At 71.5% G+C, this 17,342-nt stretch carries 15 protein-coding genes; 5 read left to right on the forward strand and 10 right to left on the reverse strand.

Annotated elements, in window-relative coordinates; translation table 11 throughout:
• Positions 1-44 precede the first annotated feature (44 nt).
• The 5 genes from ACZ4O3_RS22915 to ACZ4O3_RS22935 form a co-directional block, all read right to left on the reverse strand.
• Positions 45-1,022 carry an SMP-30/gluconolactonase/LRE family protein gene (locus tag ACZ4O3_RS22915; protein ID WP_467723935.1) on the reverse strand — a complete coding sequence of 326 codons (978 nt, stop codon included), beginning with the start codon at positions 1,020-1,022 and terminating at the stop codon, positions 45-47.
• Between the two features lie 154 nt (positions 1,023-1,176).
• Entirely contained in the window at positions 1,177-1,629 is a 453-nt protein-coding gene (locus ACZ4O3_RS22920) for a hypothetical protein (RefSeq protein WP_362732529.1), read from the reverse strand.
• 299 nt (positions 1,630-1,928) lie between these two features.
• Complete coding sequence (locus tag ACZ4O3_RS22925) at positions 1,929-2,705, reverse strand: polysaccharide lyase family 7 protein (protein WP_467723937.1); 777 nt, start codon at positions 2,703-2,705, stop codon at positions 1,929-1,931.
• Positions 2,706-2,832: 127 nt separating this feature from the next.
• Positions 2,833-4,047 carry a carbohydrate-binding protein gene (locus ACZ4O3_RS22930; RefSeq protein ID WP_362729871.1) on the reverse strand — a complete coding sequence of 405 codons (1,215 nt, stop codon included), beginning with the start codon at positions 4,045-4,047 and terminating at the stop codon, positions 2,833-2,835.
• Between the two features lie 120 nt (positions 4,048-4,167).
• Positions 4,168-4,905, reverse strand: a complete 738-nt coding sequence (locus ACZ4O3_RS22935; protein ID WP_362729874.1) for a YqjF family protein — start codon at positions 4,903-4,905, stop codon at positions 4,168-4,170.
• A gap of 154 nt (positions 4,906-5,059) precedes the next feature.
• On the opposite strand from ACZ4O3_RS22935, the gene ACZ4O3_RS22940 reads away from it, so the two are divergent.
• Positions 5,060-5,797: a GntR family transcriptional regulator gene (locus ACZ4O3_RS22940; protein ID WP_384989131.1), complete on the forward strand. Its 738-nt coding sequence runs from the start codon at positions 5,060-5,062 to the stop codon at positions 5,795-5,797.
• Positions 5,798-5,854: 57 nt separating this feature from the next.
• On the opposite strand, the gene ACZ4O3_RS22945 is transcribed toward ACZ4O3_RS22940, so the two are convergent.
• From ACZ4O3_RS22945 to ACZ4O3_RS22965, 5 genes are read right to left on the reverse strand one after another with little or no spacing between them, the layout of a single operon-like run.
• On the reverse strand, positions 5,855-7,378 hold the full coding sequence (locus ACZ4O3_RS22945) for a sugar ABC transporter ATP-binding protein (RefSeq protein WP_467723939.1): 1,524 nt from the start codon (positions 7,376-7,378) through the stop codon (positions 5,855-5,857).
• Entirely contained in the window at positions 7,375-8,397 is a 1,023-nt protein-coding gene (locus ACZ4O3_RS22950) for an ABC transporter permease (RefSeq protein ID WP_467723941.1), read from the reverse strand. The genes ACZ4O3_RS22945 and ACZ4O3_RS22950 overlap by 4 nt, the downstream gene beginning before the upstream one ends.
• Positions 8,394-9,458: an ABC transporter permease gene (locus tag ACZ4O3_RS22955; RefSeq protein ID WP_467723943.1), complete on the reverse strand. Its 1,065-nt coding sequence runs from the start codon at positions 9,456-9,458 to the stop codon at positions 8,394-8,396. Before ACZ4O3_RS22955 ends, ACZ4O3_RS22950 begins: the two co-directional genes overlap by 4 nt.
• A complete protein-coding gene (locus ACZ4O3_RS22960) occupies positions 9,455-10,543 on the reverse strand; it encodes a mandelate racemase/muconate lactonizing enzyme family protein (protein WP_362718991.1) in 1,089 nt (362 codons plus the stop codon). The genes ACZ4O3_RS22955 and ACZ4O3_RS22960 overlap by 4 nt, the downstream gene beginning before the upstream one ends.
• Positions 10,544-10,578: 35 nt before the next feature.
• Positions 10,579-11,670, reverse strand: a complete 1,092-nt coding sequence (locus tag ACZ4O3_RS22965; RefSeq protein ID WP_467724063.1) for a sugar ABC transporter substrate-binding protein — start codon at positions 11,668-11,670, stop codon at positions 10,579-10,581.
• Between the two features lie 328 nt (positions 11,671-11,998).
• Here ACZ4O3_RS22965 and ACZ4O3_RS22970 point away from each other — a divergent pair, with 328 nt between their 5' ends.
• The 4 genes from ACZ4O3_RS22970 to ACZ4O3_RS22985 all read left to right on the forward strand — a co-directional run bounded on the left by ACZ4O3_RS22970 (position 11,999) and on the right by ACZ4O3_RS22985 (position 17,303).
• The gene (locus ACZ4O3_RS22970) at positions 11,999-13,810 is read left to right on the forward strand and encodes an FAD-binding dehydrogenase (protein WP_467723945.1); all 1,812 of its coding nucleotides are present in this window, start codon (positions 11,999-12,001) and stop codon (positions 13,808-13,810) included.
• Positions 13,811-14,114: 304 nt separating this feature from the next.
• On the forward strand, positions 14,115-15,218 hold the full coding sequence (locus tag ACZ4O3_RS22975; RefSeq protein WP_467723947.1) for a GNAT family N-acetyltransferase: 1,104 nt from the start codon (positions 14,115-14,117) through the stop codon (positions 15,216-15,218).
• Positions 15,219-15,388: 170 nt separating this feature from the next.
• A complete protein-coding gene (locus tag ACZ4O3_RS22980; RefSeq protein ID WP_362718980.1) occupies positions 15,389-16,213 on the forward strand; it encodes a PP2C family protein-serine/threonine phosphatase in 825 nt (274 codons plus the stop codon).
• Positions 16,214-16,286: 73 nt separating this feature from the next.
• Positions 16,287-17,303, forward strand: a complete 1,017-nt coding sequence (locus ACZ4O3_RS22985; RefSeq protein ID WP_467723949.1) for an MASE1 domain-containing protein — start codon at positions 16,287-16,289, stop codon at positions 17,301-17,303.
• Positions 17,304-17,342 lie beyond the last annotated feature (39 nt).

Here is a 17,342-nt window from a genome sequence, read left to right on the forward strand (position 1 = left end):
CGAGGGGGAGGGCCGGCCGGCCGGTGCCGGGCCTCCCCTCTCGGCTACGAGCGCGCGAAGTGGGCGCGCAGACGCGCCTTCAGCAGGTTCGGGTCGCGCTGGGTGGAGTAGGCGCCGCCCGCCACGAACAGGTCGCGGCCGTTGACGGCGAGCGCCGTCGGGTTGGACAGGCCCTCCTGTGCGGTCAGGACGGTGCTGCGGGTGCCGTCCGGGCGGACCATGACGACCTCGTTGGACGGGTTCAGCGCGGCGAGCACGATGTCCGAGTGGCCGGGGAAGACGAAGTCGTCGACGCCGGTCAGGCCGGTGGCCCGGGTCTCGGCCGGGCCTGCCGAGCCGTCGGCGCCGACCGGGATGCGCAGCAGCGTCCCGCGGTCGGTGTTGGTCACCCAGACCGCGTCCTTGTGCACCTTGACGCCGTTGGCGCCGAAGCCGCCGGCCGGCGCCGGGAGCCCGCGCAGGGCGGTGTCCGCGGACCAGGCCGTCGGCGTGCCGCCGGCCTGCGGGATGCGCCACACCGTGCCCAGCGCCGAATCGGCGGCGTAGAGCACCCCGTGCCGTTCGTCCAGGGCCAGTCCGTTGGGCAGACCGTCCGACGGCAGCTGAGCGATCCGCCGGGGCGTTCCGCCACCCGCCGGGACGCGCCAGACACCGGTCCGGTCGGTGCCGGTGGCGTAGTTGACATACAGCGTGCCGTCGTGGGCCCGCGCCAGGCCGAGGGTGACGGCGCCGTCCACCAGGGAGGTGCGGGGATGGTCCTCGGCGGGCAGGGTGGCCAGCACCCGGACCCGCCGCTCCCGGGTGATCCTGGCGACCTGCCGGGCGAACGCGAAGGTCACGTCGACCGACCCGCCCCGCTCGGGGACGACGCTCTCGGGTGTCTGCCCGGCGGCCAGGTCGAAGTGCGCGATGACGTGGGGACCGGAGAGGACCGGCTCGTCGCCGGCGGCCGGAGCGGCCGCGAGCAGGCCGATCGCGGCCGCGGCCGGGGCGACGGCGGCCGGGCGGAGAAATCGGGGCATGTGACCTCTTTCGACGGGAGCGCGAAGCTCCGGCGTACCGGTCACACCAACATGACGGTTCGTCGGCCCGGGCCCTGGTCAGCCCCGGCCGGGAGTCGCCCGCCCGGCGCACGACGTGGCCCCGCTCGCCGCGCAGCCGAGTGACGGTGTCCGTTCAGTTCCACAGCGGGTAGTTCATGACCTGCGTGTATCCGGCCGGCTTGGCGTCGTCGTAGTTCAGGCTCATCCGCGTGAACTGCTGCACGTTCGGATGCTTCGTCCAGGCCGTCGGCCGGTCGAGCCGTACCGTCACCGGGTACTTGCGGAAGGTGCCGGCCGCGCAGTAGGGCTTGCAGTCGTTGACCACGTTCACGCCGTGGCCGACGGCCGTGTTGTCGTTCCACTGGGTCCAACGGATGCCGGTGAGCAGGCTGTTGCCGTCACCGCAGGCCAGCATGAAGTCGGTCGGCCGGAACCGCTGGTGCCAGAGGCAGTCGACGAGCACCGGGTGCTGGACCGCCCGCGACGCGGTCGGTGTCGGCGGGGTCGCGGAGGCCGTCGTCATTCCCGCCGTGAGCAGCAGGGCCGCCCCGAGTCCGATCGCCGTTCCCACCACTGGTCTGCGCATGGTCGCTCCCACCGGTTCCGCCGGGTTTCCTTCCTTTCGACGCTACGACCGTCCCGCCGGATGTACCACTTGCACCGGGCTCGCGAGCCCGGGAATACCCAGATCAGGACCTTCGCGCCGGTGTCCCGCCGGTCGCCCCGAAGACCGGCCCGGGCGGCCGTGCGGGGGCCTCGGCCGGGACGGGAGGACGTGGTGCCCGGCTCTGCGTCGTCAGTCCTCCCGTCGTCCGGCCCGCGGGCCCGGACGGCACGTCCGTCGTGCCAAGGGGGCACCGCCTCCGCCGCAGCGGTGCGGCCGGACTAGCCGTGTTTGACGGTCAGGCCGTAGAACGCGACCCGGGCGCCGTTGGTCGTGCTGTCGGAGGACGACTGGTTGTACGAGCCCGCCTTGAAGTACTGCTTGTACGCATTGAACGACGACGGGATGGCGTAGTGGGTCGTCGAGCCGTTGACGGTCAGGTCGATGGTGTTCCCGCCGGAGACGGCGATGGCGTAGGTCCAGGTCTTGCCGATCGACACATGGCCCACGGTGTGCGTGGTCTGGCCGCCGGACGGGGAGTTCTCGGTGCCGAGGACGATGTCGCCGTCGGAGTGGTAGTACAGCTCCAGGAGCGGCTTGGTGGAGGAGCCGCCGGTGCCGAGGTGGATCTGGCCGACGCACACGTTCTTGGTCACCGAGACCACCCGCAGCGTCGCGCTCATCTTGTGGCTGCCGCTCAGCGACCAGTTGGCGGCGCTGCCGTCGCGGTTCATCTCGCGCAGTTCGGAGCGGGCGTAGTTGGAGTTCGGGGTCGTGACGCCCTTCTCGGGCGCCCAGAAGGTCATCGCGCCGTCGCGGGTGTCGGTGTAGAAGTACGCGTCCTGGTAGCCGTCGGCGCCCTGCAGCCGGGACGAGGGGATGGTGGTCGGCGAGCCGGGGGAGCCGACCGGCTCCTGGAGCTGCCAGACGGACAGGTCGAAGTTGCCGCCGGGCGCCTTGGTCGGGTCCGCGGCGCCGGCGCTTGCGCCGGTGAGCAGGACGAGGGCGAGGGCGAGGCCCGCGGCGGCCGGAGCCGCGAGCAGCCGGGAACGGTTCATGTGGGGGGTCCTTTCGGGGAGGGCTGCGTCCAGAATCCACGCAAGTTCATGTCTGTGAACTCTGGACGCATCCATAACCGTCGATGACCCGTGAAGCTAAAGGTCCGAACCAAACCCGTCAAGAGGTTCAGCAGGCGCCCTCGTCCTGCCAGGGGCCCCAGTCGGAGGCGCTGGGTGCCTCGTTCTGGGTCCACCACTTGGCCTTCCAGTTGTGGGCGTTGTACGAGACCTCGTCGCCGGCCGTGTACACCGCCGTCGAACTCCACGCGGTCTTGCAGGAGGTGGGCGTGGGGGTCGGCGTGGGGGTGGGGGTGGGCGTGCCGGTCGGCGGGGTGACCCCGGCGAACCGCACCGAGTACGTGGCGAAGTCCCAGTCGCTCTGCGCGACGCTGGAGCAGGTGCCGGACGTGGTGCCGTTGTTGTCGGCCGGGGAGCACTGCCGGTCGCGGTTCAGGGACCAGAACGTGAAGCGGTCCATGTGGTGGCTCGTCGCGTAGTCGAGCACCGTCTGGAAGTCGGCCTGGGTGAAGTACTCACCGGTGTCGCTGCGGCCGTTCATCCCGGAGAACCCCTCGTGGGCGTAGGCGGTCGCCTGGTCCCAGCCGAAGGTGGACTGCAGGATCGTGTTGAAGTTGGTGAGCGCGCCGGTCTGCGCGGACGCACCGCTGAAGCCGCCGTCGAACGGCATGATGGAGAAGTTGTTCGGCGTGAACCCCTGGGACTTCGCCTCCAGCAGCATCTGTTTGCCGAACCAGCCGGTCCCGTCCGCCGTGCCGGCCGTGGTGACCGAGACGTACAGGCCCGGGTTGTTCTGCTGGAGGATCTTCGCGGCGCCGATCTCGTTCCTGATCGCCGCGGTGTTCTCGTACTCCGGCTCCTCCAGGTCGAAGTCGATGGCGTGCAGCCCGTACTTGGTGATGACCTGCTGATAGGCCGCCGCGGTGGAGGAGGCGTCCGCGCAGGTCTGGCCCAGCTTGGTGCCGCCGTAGCCGCCGATCGAGACGGAGACGTCGCCGCCCTTGGCGCGGATGGTGTTGATGACCGACTGGACGGCGGTGTCCGAGGAGACGGCGGCCGTACCCCCCCAGGTGGGGGAGCAGCCGCCGCCGTCGGGGGCCAGGACGAACGCCAGCTGGAAGGCCTTGAGGCCGGTGGCGTCCATGATGGTGGCCGCGTTCGGCGGGTTGTTGTCCAGTGGCATCAGATAGGGGGCTGCCGCGTACCACCGGTTGCTCAGTGCGGTGGTCGCGCCCGAGGCGTTGCTCGCCACGAGCGCGGTCGTGCCGGCGGCGGCGAGGGTGACGGCGGCCGCCGCGCCCAGACATGCGCGAAGGGGTCTCACTGGTGCCTCCAGGGGGAGCGGGAGGGGTGGGGGTGGTGCCCCAGCTTCCGGAGGCGTCGCGATCACGTCAATAGATTGGACTGGACCACAGTGCGCTTTGGACTAGACCATACGAAATCTTTACCTGGCCTGCCGAAGGAGTGCCGGTCTCCCGAACCGCACCCTCACTCCCGGGGACCAGAGCACGCTGACCGGCGGCCCGTGGGGTGCGGGCAGCCCCGCCGTCACCACCAAGTCATCCTCCAGGTCGAGGAGTTCGGCCCGGTGCAGCGGCCAGGGCGGGTGCTCGTTCGGCTGGTGCAAGGTGTGCCCGTGCCAGCCGGCGTGCAGCCCCCAGCGCGCGGTCAGGAAGTGCTCCAGCGGGGAGGGATCGGTTATCGGCGGCCCGATCCGTACCACCGCCCGGCTGCCGGTGGCCGGGCGGCCCCGCCGCCGGCAGGTGTAGGTGATCGTCCCGCCCTCGCGGCGTACCCGCATCGAGGACCAGAGGTAGGGCAGCCGGAACCCGAGCCGGCCGACCAGCGCGGGGATCAGCCGCGACGCGTCCAAGGACCTGAACACCACTCCGCGCCGGCCCTGCTCGTCCACCGAGTACAGCCGTACGTTCGTCTCGCAGAAGGTCCCCAGATACGGCAGCCCGGGGCCAGGGCCCGGACCGACGCCCCGCATCAGGAACGGGACCAGGCCGACATAGCTGATCCCGTCCAGCGTGTCCGGCCGGGTGCCGGCGGGCAGCAGCCCCGCCACCCGTTCCGGCTCCACCGGCCAGTGCAGGAACGTGAGTTCGTGCCAGCCCTGCACCTGGGTCGGCCGTCGCACGGGCCGTGGCGTGGCGGTGGTGATCGGCTCGGGTTCCATGGACAGGGTCATAGCACGCCCGTGCGTGCGACGGTGCCGGGGCGACGCCCGCCGGGTGCCGGCCCGCCCCGCCTGATCCGGACTCTCCCGCCTGTCACCCCGCCCACCTGGGTAAACTGTGGGCGACACACAGGCCTTGAGACGAGGAGCCGGGATGCCGTCGCACAGCTCTTCCGCGGCCGGGGCCCCGGCCGAGGGCGAGGAGCACGGCGGGCCCGCTCCCGTCCGGCAGGCGCTGTCGGACAGCGTCTACGAGAGCATCAAGGCGATGGTCATGGACCACGAGATCGCTCCCGGCGCCCGCGTCGGCATCGACGCGCTCGCCCGCGCCCTCAAGGTCTCGCCCACCCCGGTCCGCGAGGCCCTGGCCCGGCTGGAGTCCGACGGCCTGGTGGTCAAGCGCGCCCTGTCCGGATACCGGGCCACGGAGCTGCTGACCCGGCAGGGTCTCGCGGAACTCTTCGAGATGCGGCTGCTGTTGGAGCCCAGAGCCGCGGCCCTGGCCGCCGCCCACGCCACCGAGGACCAGCTCGACGACCTCGAAAGGATCGTCGAGGAGATGCAGACCCAGCCCAGCCCGAACGGCCGGTACGCGTCCTACCGCGACTTCGCCGTGCTCGACCAGCGCTTCCACGAGGCGATCGGGCGGGCCGCACACCGGCCGCTGCTCGCGGACGCCGTGCAACGCCTCCACGCCCACCTGCACATCTTCCGGCTCGGCGACGTCGTGGGCGCCGGCGGCCCCACCGTCGCCGAGCACGAGCGGATCGTGCGGGCGGTACTGCGCCGCAACCCCGAGCGGGCGGCCGAGGCGATGACCGAGCACCTCACCCGCAGCATGGAGCGCCAGCGCGTCGAGGACGGCGGCGGCGACGGGCCGGCTGCTCCATGAGGATCACCCGGTCCGCTGTCGCCCACCCTCCGCCCGGTGCCGTCCGCGCGGCCCGCCTCACGGGCGCACCGCGTCACCGTCGTGGATCAGGCGGATGATCCGGCCGCTCATCCGGTCGTAGTCCCGGTCGTTGCGGACCTCGCCGCGGACACGGTGGTCGGTCATGACGACGATCCGGTCGGCGAGGGTGACCATCTCCGCGAGATCGCTGCTGATCAGCAGGATGGGCAGGCCGTCGTGGGCCAGGTCCCAGAGGAGTTCGTGGAAGGCGTGTTTGGTGCGGACGTCGACGCCCACCGTCGGCTCGTCGACGACCAGCAACCGGGTGTCGGCGGCCAGCCACTTGGCCAGACTGACCTTCTGCTGGTTGCCGCCGGAGAGTTCTCCGGCGTTCTGCCCGAGCCCGGAGACACGGATGCCGAGGCGGTCGACGAGGTCCTGGGCGACGGCGCGCTCGCGGCCCGCCGGGACGAAGCCGAGGGCCCCGGCCAGCCGCCGCCAGACCGTCACCGTGATGTTGCGGAGGACCGGCTGCTCCAGGAAGACACCCTCCTCCTTGCGGTTCTCGGTCACGTACCCGATGCCGAACTCGTGCAGCGCCTGCCGCGGCGAGGCGATCCGTACCGGCCTGCCGTGCACCCGCACCTCGCCGGCGGTGATGCGGTCCAGGCCGAGCACCGCCTTGACCAACTCGCTGCGTCCGGCGCCGACCAGCCCGTACAGACCGACGATCTCTCCTGGCCGTACCGCCAGGCTGATGTCCCGGTGCCCGCCGGCCGTGGCGACCGCGGCCAGCTCCAGGACCGGCTCGGCGGACCCGTCGACCGTACGCGGGCGCATCGCCGCCGCCGTGTGGGCGCGGCCCACCATGAGGCCCACGACGTCGTCGTGGGTGTGCTCGGCCAGCGGCGCGGACTCCAGCACCGACCTCCCGTCCCGCAGCACCGTGACGGTGTCGCAGACGGCGAACACCTCCTCCAGCTTGTGACTGACGAACACCACACAGGTTCCGCGTTCGGCCAGCCGCCGGACCACCCCGAACAGGCGCTCCGTCTCCTCGGGGGACAGGGAGGCGGTGGGCTCGTCCAGGAGCAGCACCCGGCTCTCGGTGTACAGGGCCTTGGCAATCTCCACCAACTGCTGCTGTGCGACGGACAGTTCGTGCACCGGCCGGTCCGGGTCGAGGTCCACGCCCAGCTCGGTGAGGCAGGCGACGGCCGGTTCGGTCATGGCCGCGCGGTCGACCAGTCCCCGGCGCGCGGGCGGCTTCTGCAGGGTGATGTTCTCGGCCACCGAGAAGCCGGGGATGAGGTTGCGTTCCTGGTGGACGACACCGACTCCGGTGCGGGCCGCCTCCAACGGCGAGCGGAACCCGACTGGTTCGCCGCACCAGGTGAGGGTGCCGCGGTCGGGGGCGTGCACCCCGGTCAGGACCTTGATGAGAGTGGACTTGCCGGCGCCGTTCTCGCCGAGGAGGGCGTGCACGCTGCCGGCGGTGAGCCGCAGCCCCACGCCGTCCAGGGCGCGCACCCCGGGGAAGACCTTCACGAGGCCGTGGCATTCGAGCAGGACCGCGCTCACCGCGCACCTCCCGGTCGTGGTGCCGGCGTGGTGGTCCTCGCCAGCCGCGCCCGGTGCAGGTGGCCGCCCGCGACCGTACCGAGCACGACCAGCCCGATCAGCAGGTTCACCCAGCTCGGGTCCAGCGAGAACTGGGCGCGGGCCGCGTCGATGAGCCGGGTCACGAAAGCCGCCAGCACCGTCCCGAACACGGCGATCGAGCCACCGGTCAGCGCGACCCCGCCGATGATCGGCGCCGCGAAGCTCGGCAGCAGCCAGTCACCGCCGACGCTGCGGTTGACGCCGGGCAGCGAGGCGGTCGCGGTGACGGCGGCCACCCCGACCAGCAGTCCGGAGAGCGTGTGCGCGACCACGATCTGCCGGTCGGTGGAGATGCCGGACAACCGGGCGGCCAGGGGATTGCCGCCGGCGGCGAGCAGCCGCCGCCCCGCGACCGTGCGGTACGCGAAACCGCCCAGCAGGACCGCCGCGACGATCGCCGTGACGAAGACGAGCGGGACGTCCAGCGGCGCCGCGGTGCCGAGGTCGCGCAGGGCGGGAGCGTATCCGTCGACGGTACGGGTGCCGACGAGCCGGTACTGCGCGCCCAGCAGGATCGTCATGGTGGCGAGCGTGACGATGAAACCGTTGATCCGCGTGGCCACGATGACCACACCGGTGGCCATGCCGGCAGCGGTCGCCGTCAGCAGGCCCACGGGCACGGCGACCACCGCGGGCACCCCGTGGTCGGCCATGAGGACGCCCGTCAGGCAGGCGGTGAAGCCGCCCAGGGCGCCGACGGCGAGATTGAGCTGGCCCACGCACAGCGCCACCATCTGCGCCAGGCCGATCAGGATGGGCGTGGCCAGGTACTGCAGGAAGACCCGTACGGAGGGGCCCTCGAAGAAGGAACCCGACGACGCCACCTCCAGGGCCGCCGAGCCGGCCACGACCACCAGCAGCAGCACGGCCGTCGTGGTGCGGGAGAACCGGTGCACCGGCGCGGCCGCACGGCGGCGCAGATCACGGATCGTGGTCATGCGGAGCGCACCACCTTGCGAGAGGACACCGCGGTGCGGATCCGGTCGGCCGACAGGGCGAGCAACAGGATGCAGCCGAGGTAGATGTTCAGGCTTTCCAGACCGACGCCGAGCAGGTCGAGCCCCTTGCGGATGACACCGACCAAAGCGGTACCGAGCAGGGAACCGAGGACGGACACCACCCCGCCGGTCAGCAGGGTGCCGCCGAGCACCGCGCCCAGGAAGGACGGCAGCATGAAGTCGTCGCCGATGGAGGCCCGGAAGGTGCCCGTCCCGGCGGCGGCCATGAAGCCGGCGAGTGCCGCGAGCAGCCCGGAGAGGCTGTGGGCGAGCAGGACCCGGCGACCGGTGGGGATGCCGGACAGCTCGGCCGCGGCCGGGTTCGCCCCGGTGAGCAGCAGCTCCCTCCCGATGCGCGTGGTGCCGTACAGGAGACCGAGACCGAGCATGGCGAGCACGGTGAACTGGGCCAGCTGCGGGATCGCCGGTGAGCCGCAGACAGTCCCCGCGCAGATGTCGGCGAGGGAGTAGGACCGCAGCGCGTCGATTCCGGCCGGGCGGACGGTGAAGGCGGCGTCCTCGGTGAGCGCCGAGTACATCAGGGAGACCAGGCCCAGCAGGGCGAAGTCCATGGCCAGCGTGACGACGAAGGAGCTCACGCCGGTGCGGGCGATCAGCCAGCCGGTGACCGCGCCGATCGCCGCGCCCGCGACCAGGCACAGCAACAGGCCCGCCTGCATGGGCAGATGGAGCCTGTCGTAGCCGAGACCCGCGAACATGGCCCCGAACGCCGCCATCCGTCCCACCGCGAGGTTCATGTGCCCCACGGACAGGGCGACCATCTGGGCGAGGGCCACCACGGTCAGGGTGGCCACGTCCCGCAGCAGCGGGAAGAGCACCAGACGCTGGTCGAGGAAGGCGGGCCGCAGCGCGCCGAACACGATGCCCAGCGCGACGACCAGCACCACCAGTCCGAGCCGCTGGTTGACCCAGAACGGCATCCGGTGACCGGCCGTCCGATCCGGCCGGACGGTGTCCGGCGGGCTGATCGACGTCGTCATGCCACCCTCCGGTCGTCGAGCGCGTCCAGGTCCCAGTCGACGCCGATGCCCGGCACGTCCGGAGCCACGGCCAGGCCGTCTCGGATGGCCAGCTCGGTCCGGGTCACTGCCCGCAACTGCGGGATGTACTCGACGAAGCCGCCGTTGGGCACCGCGGCGGCGAGGCTGACGTGCAGTTCCATCAGGAAGTGCGGGCAGACCGTCACGTTGTGGCTCTCCGCCAGGTGCGCGACCTTCAGCCACGGGGTGATACCGCCGACCCGGGCGGCGTCGACCTGCACGACCGAGGCGGCACCGGCCTCCAGGTAGCCGCGGAACTGCATGAGCGAGTACAGGGACTCGCCGACCGCCACGGGGATCCGGGTCGCCCGCGCGAGCCTGGCGTGTCCGCTGACGTCGTCCGCGGGCAGCGGCTCCTCCAGCCAGTACGGGTCGTACGGCTGAAGCGCGGCCGCCAGCCGGAGCGCCGAGGACGCCGTCTGGGACTGGTTGGCGTCGGTCATGACGTGCAGCGAGGGACCGACCGCCTCGCGGACGGCGCGCAGCCGCTCCGCGTCCTCGGCGGGATGCGGCCTGCCCACCTTGATCTTGACGCCGGCCCAGCCCGCCTCCCGGGCCCGCAGGGCTCCCTTCACCAGTTCCTCGGTGCTCAGATGGAGCCAGCCGCCCTCGGTGTCGTAGACCGGTACCTCCTGGCGGTGACCGCCGGCCAGCCGCCAGAGCGGTTCCCCGGCCCGCTTGCAGCGCACGTCCCACAGGGCGGTGTCCACGGCGGCCAGGGCGAGGGAGGTGAGGGCGCCGGTGGTGGTCGCCCGGGTCAGGGCGAACAGCCGCTGCCACAGGGCCTCGACGTTGCGGGCGTCCTGTCCGGGCAGGGCGGGGAGCAGATGGTCGCGCAGCAGGGCGAGTACGGAGCTGCCGCCGGTGCCGATCGTGTAGGCGTATCCGGTCCCCGTGAGACCGTCCGCCGTCTCCAGGTCCACCAGGATCGTCTCCTGTTTGACGAAGGACTGCACCGCGTCGGTACGGTCCGTCTCGACGGCGATGTCGGCCAGCCTGGCGGTCGCTGTCGTGATGAGGCTCATCGATGTCCGTTCTCTGTCGGTTCCCCGCCGGCCGGTCAGCCGCACGCGAGGTACTTGTCGGCGATCTCCCTCTTCAGCCGCCTGGTCTTCTCCTGCCGTGCCCGGTCGTAGTCGGCGACGTTCGCCGCGGTGACGACGAACGAGCCGGAGTCGACCTCCACCCCGGGGTCGCGCATGGTGCACTGCTTCGTCTGCAGCAGCGCGAGCGCCCAGGTGCCGATCTCGGCCTGACCGGTGGGGTTCTGTACGACGGTCGCGGTGACGGTGCCCTGCCTGATACCGCCGAGGATCTTGGCGTCGTCGTCGATGGCGACGACCTTGGCCTTCGAACCGGACGACCTGACGGCGTCGGCGGCGGCCACGGCCGGGTTGTAGGCGGTGGCGACGATGCCCGTGATCCGGTCGCCCTTCGCCGCCATCAGGTCGGACACCGCCTTCTGCGCGGTCTGCAGGTCGGTGTCGATGTCGGTGACGGTCTGCAGGAGCCGCACCCTGCCGCCGGACTCCTTGACGGCCCGGGCCACGCCCTTGATCCGCAACTGGGTGTTGGCGTCGACGTTGTTGCCGGTCAGGTGGACCAGTGTGCCCGTGCCGCCCATGGCCTCGACGGCGGCCTTCGCGGCCTTGTAGGCGGCGAGTTCGACGTCCGTGGAGAGGCAGAAGTCGGCCTCGTCCGTCGGGCCGGCCGGACAGGAGCCCAGTGACGCCACCGGGAAGCCCTGCGAGGTGAGGTCCGCGAAGGTGGTGTTGATGTCGGTGGGGGAGACTCCGAACACCCCGAAGGCGTTGTAGCCGCGCGCCGCGAGCGTGGACAGCAGGTTGTTCTGCTTCTGCTGGTCCCACTCGGCCGTCTCGTCGAAGGTCACCGACCCGAGGCCGTACGTCTTCCGCGCGGCGGCGCCGGCCGCCTTCCAGGGCTGGAAGTAGGGATGCGCGCCACCGGGCACCAGGGCCACCTCGGTCCGCGAGCCGTCCGCCAACTCGGCCCCGCCGCCTTTCCGTTGGGCCGCCGTGGCCGAACCGGCAGCGGGGCCGGGGGCGTTGCGGTAGGTGCAGGCCGCGGTCCCCGCGACGAGCAGGGCCGCCGTGAGGAGCCCGGGCAGCACGGATCTGGTCGGGAAGCGCATCGCCCACCCCTGCGAAATCAGATAGGAAAGCATTGCGGAGATCGTGGGTCAGTGGGACGTGTGCGTCAAGGCTTGTGGCAGGATCCGACTTGATCAGGGATGACGCGGGCTGGCTCGCATGGGATCACCTTCGCGTTTCGCAAATCCTATAGGAAATCGCTTGCTCGTCGAGTGTCTATCGGCGCCTTGAGATATCTGACAATCCCCGTGTGCAGAACCCTGGCCGCCGCCCGCCACCTTGGGCTACCGTCGGTAACACCCTGCCGTCCCGGCAGTCTCAGACCTGTCTCCCGCACCGCCCGCATCCGTACGGAAGGCACCCCCACCCATGGACAATCCCAGAGCAGGCGCCGGTCCGGTCAACGGGACCGACCGGCCCTCCCGTTTCACCCGCCGTCAGGTGCTGACGGTGGCCGGCGGCACGCTCGCCGGTGTGGCCCTCGGCCAGACGGGGGCGTTCGCCGCCGAATCCCAGGACGCGGACGCGATCGTCGTCGGCCACGGCCTGGCCGGTCTGGTCGCGACCGCCGAACTCGCCGCCGCCGGCCGCAAGGTGCTGCTGCTCGACCAGGAACCGGAGGCGAGCCTGGGCGGCCAGGCGTTCTGGTCCTTCGGCGGACTGTTCTTCGTCGACTCCGACGAACAGCGCCTGATGGGGGTCAAGGACTCCCATGACCTCGCCTGGCAGGACTGGCTCGGCGCGGCCGGCTTCGACCGGGGCGTCGCCGACCCGAAGGGCCAGGACCACTGGGCCTACAAGTGGGCCCAGTCGTATGTGGACTTCGCCTCCGGCGAGAAGCGCTCCTGGCTCTCCGGTCTTGGCGTGCAGTGGTTCCCGATCGTGGGCTGGGCCGAGCGCGGCGGCGGTCTCGCCGACGGCCACGGCAACTCGGTGCCTCGCTTCCATGTCACCTGGGGCACCGGCCCGGCCGTCGTCGAGCCGTTCGAGAAGAAGGTGCGCGCGGCGGTCGCCGCCGGCAAGGTCGCCTTCAAGTTCCGTCACCGGGTGGACGGGCTGGTCACCACCGCGGGTGCGGTGACCGGCGTGCGGGGCGCGGTCCTGGAGCCCAGCAGCGCGGCCCGGGGCACTCCGAGCAGCCGTACCGTCGTCGGCGACTTCGAACTGCGGGCACCGGTCGTGGTGGTCACCTCGGGCGGCATCGGCGCCAACCACGACCTGGTCCGGCAGAACTGGCCCGCCCGGCTCGGCACCGCGCCCAAGTTCATGGTGACCGGGGTCCCCGCGCACGTGGACGGCCGGATGCTGGCCATCACCCAGCAGGCGGGCGGGCGGATCGTCAACCCCGACCGGATGTGGCACTACACCGAGGGCCTGCGCAACTACGCCCCGATCTGGCCGAATCACGGCATCCGTATCCTGCCCGGCCCGTCCTCGATGTGGTTCGACGCGAAGGGCCGCCGGTTCAACTCCCCGGACGTGCCCGGTTACGACACCCTGCACACGCTGGGGTCGATCACCGCCTCCGGCTACGACTACTCCTGGTTCGTCACCACCCAGAAGATCATCGCCAAGGAGTTCGCGCTCTCCGGCTCGGAGCAGAACCCCGACCTCACCAACAAGAACGTCTGGCAGTTGCTGTCCCGGATCTGGCAGACCCCCGAGCCCATCGAGAAGTTCAAGAACAACGGCGCCGACTTCGTGGTCGCCGACAACCTCACCGCCCTCGTCACCGGCATGAACAAGCTGACCGGCGACAACCTCATCGACCTCGCCGACCTCAGAGGGCAGATCGAGGCCCGCGACCGCGAGATCGACAACCCTTACACCAAGGACGTCCAGGTCCAGGGCATCCGCAACGCCCTGAGCTACATCGGAGACTCCCTCAGCCGTACGGCGCCGATTCACCGGATCCTCGACCCCGCCGCCGGCCCGCTGATCGCCGTCCGGCTCAACATCCTCACCCGCAAGACCCTGGGCGGCCTCCAGACCGACCTCTCCGGGCGCGTCCTGAACAGCGACGGCTCCCCGGTGCCCGGGCTGTACGCAGCCGGTGAGGTAGCGGGCTTCGGCGGCGGCGGGGTGCACGGCTACCGCTCGCTGGAGGGCACCTTCCTCGGCGGCTGCCTCTTCTCGGGCCGCCAGGCGGGCCGGGCGGCGGCCGCCGCGACGGCGACCTGACGGAAAGGGCGGGAAAGTCCGAGTCACCCCCCGTCCCGCCGTGACAGTGGCACCCTTGACAGTGTGCGTACTGTTTCGCGACGTCTGAGTGACACCTCCGGACCGGCGACGCCGTCGCCGGTCACGGACGGACGCCGTACGGCGAGGAGCAGGAGCTGTTCGCGGCAACGGCAGGACGCGGAATCCGCGTTATGGGGGGAGCGGTCGCCCATGCGATCCAGAGGTCAGTGCAGAGGCCCGTCCGGGAGCGGGACCCGCAACCCTGCGCCACACACCTCGTCAGCCGAAGGGCGGTTGATCTGAGGTGGACATCACGATCCACAGACCCGGCGAGCTGACCCAGTCGCTCCGCCGGGCCTGGCACCAGGCGATGGACGAGTCACCGGAGTACGCCAATCCCTTCCTGGCCCCGGAGTTCGCCATCGGGGTCGGCAGACACCGCGGGGGCGTTCGGGTGGCGGTCCTGCGCGACGCCGGCGAACCCGTCGGCTTCCTGCCCTACGAGCGCAACCCCCTGGGCGTGGGCCGGGCCGTCGGCCTCGGCCTCTCCGGCTGCCAGGCGCTGGTGCACCGTCCCGGAGTCACCTGGGACGCCCAGGAGTTGCTGAGTGCGTGCGGCACGTCCATCTTCGAGTTCGATCATCTGGTCGCCGAGCAGCGGCCGTTCGCCGGTCATGTCACCGGCACCTTCGCCTCGCCGGTGATCGACGTGAAACCCGGCGACGGCGGCTACCCCGAGTGGCTGCGCGCCGCCTATCCGGGCCTGGCGAAGACCACGCTGGAGAAGGAACGGCGCCTCGGCCGCGACATCGGCGACCTGCGCTTCGAGTGGGACGAGCGCGACCCGGCGGCGCTGCGCACGCTGATGCGCTGGAAGTCGGCCCAGTACCGGCGGACCGGACGCATGGACCGCTTCGCCCGCCCCTGGACCGTCGACCTGGTGGACCACCTCTTCCACGTCCGCGACGACCACTTCACCGGCGTGCTCTCGGTGCTCTACGCGGGCGACCGCCCGGTGGCCGCGCACTTCGGACCGCGTTCGAGCACCGTACTGGCCGCCTGGTTCACCGCCTACGACCCCGATCTGCACTGCTACTCACCCGGGTTGACGATGCATCTGCGCACCGCCGAGAGCGCGGCGCGCGGCGGTGTGACCCTCGTCGACCTCGGGCGCGGCGACAAGGAGTACAAGGACTGGCTCAAGACCCGGGAACTGCGGGTGGGCGAGGGGTTCGTCACCCGGGCCCACCCGGTGGCCGCCGCGCACCGGATGTGGCGCCGCCCGGTCCGTGGGCTGCGCAACACGGTCCTCGCCCATGCCAGGCTGCGTGAGCCGGCGGACCGGCTGCTCAAGAAGGTCGGCACCCTGCGGGCCGCGCGCCGCCCCGACGGGATCCGCGAGGAGTGAAGGGCCCGCCCCACCCGCCGGGCCGCCCCGTGGTCAGGACCGCGGCGGCCCGCCGTGTCCGGCGGCCGCCGGTGTGACCGATCACTCGGCCGCCATTCGGACTATGATCCTGTAAAGGCGAAATCCGACGGTTTGCCCTGGTGAGGCCGTCTCCCCGGCCGGAGTGATCCATGCCCCGCAAGCGCTCAATGGACGACGAGCTGCTGATCAGACTCAGGTCGCTCACCGCTCAGGCGCGCGAGCGGGCCGAGTACCAGCGCTCCCAGGTCGAGCTGGCCATCGCCCTGCAGCGCGGGATGCTGCCCCGCGACCTGCCCGACACACCCCGCTTCCACCTTGCCGTCCGCTACGCGCCCGCCACCTACGGGCTGAACGTCGGCGGCGACTGGTACGACGCCTTCACCCTGCCCGACGGCCGTATCGGCCTGTCGATAGGTGACGTCCAGGGCCACAACATCGAGGCGGCCGCCTTCATGGGCCAGGTCAGGGCCGGGCTGCGGGCGCTCGCCTCGGTCACCGGCGAGCCGGGCGAGCTGCTCACCAGGACCAACGACCTGCTGATCTCCCTGGGCAACGACCTCTTCGCCACCTGCACCTTCATGCGGCTCGACCCGGAGACCGGGGTGCTGGAGAGCGCCCGGGCCGGTCACATCCCCTTCGTCTGGGCCACCGCGGACGGGAAGTCCGGGATCGGCGAGGACGAGGGCGGGCCGCCGCTGGGCATCGAGCCCGGAATCGAGTACCCGGTGTCCCGGTTCCGGCTCACCACCGGGGGCATGTTCGTGCTGCTCACGGACGGGGTGGTGGAGGGGCCGTCGATGAGTGTGCAGGAGGGGCTCGACCAGGTGGTACGGCTCGCCGGCATCGCCGCCGTAGCGGGCCTGGAGGCGCACTCCCTGGCCGCCGCCGTGATCAAGGGCGCGGAACAGGTGGGCCACGAGGACGACGCGGCGGTCCTGGTCCTGGGCCACGACGGCATCGACCGCGTGCCCTGACGCCCCGGACACCGGCGGGGCGTGTCAGTCGTGGGCCGCATTCGCCTCGCCGACCAGGGCGGATCGGTGTCTGATGGCTGCTGTGGTGGGTATCCAGCAACAGCGCCGGCCGGCCGCCTTCGCCCTCCGGACGCTGGCCGTCGCCGCCTGCTACTTCGCGGCAGGGCGGCTGGGCCTGCTGTGCCGGCTCGACGTCGAGGGCGCCGTCTTCACCCCCGTCTATCCGCCGACCGGAGTCGCGCTGGCCTGTCTGCTGGTCTTCGGCCTGGGCTGCTGGCCGGGCATCATGCTCGGCGCCTTCTTCCTCGTCCTGTCACTCGGCACGCCCGGGCCCGACGTCGTGGGCATCCTCCTCGGGAACACCGCCGGGCCGGTGTGCGCGTATCTGATGCTGCGCCGGGTCGGCTTCCGCACCGACCTGGGCCGACTGCGGGACGGCCTCGCCCTGGTGTTCCTCGGGGCGATGGCCGCCATGCTGATCAGCTCCACCGTGGGCGTTCTCACGCTGATCCTCGCCGGCAAGCTCGCCGCGACGCACTTCTGGCCCATCTGGCTGTCGTGGTGGGTCGGCGACGCGATGGGCGTCCTGATCGTCACCCCGGTCCTGCTGGTGCTGCTCGGCGCCCGTTGGCCCCCGCCGCTCACCCGCTGGAAGGAGGTCCTGGCTCTCGCCGTCGCGGCGGCGGTCCTGGTCCCGTTGGCCGCGCGCAGTTCCCTGAGCGCGCTCTTCCTGGTCTATCCGCTGCTGGTCTGGGCCGCGCTGCGATTCCGGCTGGCGGGCAGCATGCTGTGCGCCCTGTTCGCGTCGGTGACGGCCTCGGTCGCCGCGACGGACGGCACCGGCGCGTTCGCCGGGCTGTCCCACGTCCAGGTGATGCTGAAGCTTCAGTTGTTCAACGGTTCGCTGGTGCTGACCGCGCTGCTGCTGTCGGCCGTGATCACCGAGCAGCGCAACACCCGGCTCTCCGTCGAGGAGGCTTGCCAGGAGCTGGCCGAGGCCCTGGAACACCTCACCGCGCACGATCACCCTGCAGGCCGCGCCCCGCCGCCGGAGACCGAGGAACTCCGGCGCGCGAGAGACCAACGGTGACCGGGTACTCGCCCGGTCACCGTTGCCGTGGTGGGTGCC

This window comes from Streptomyces sp. NPDC026515, from assembly GCF_055567595.1.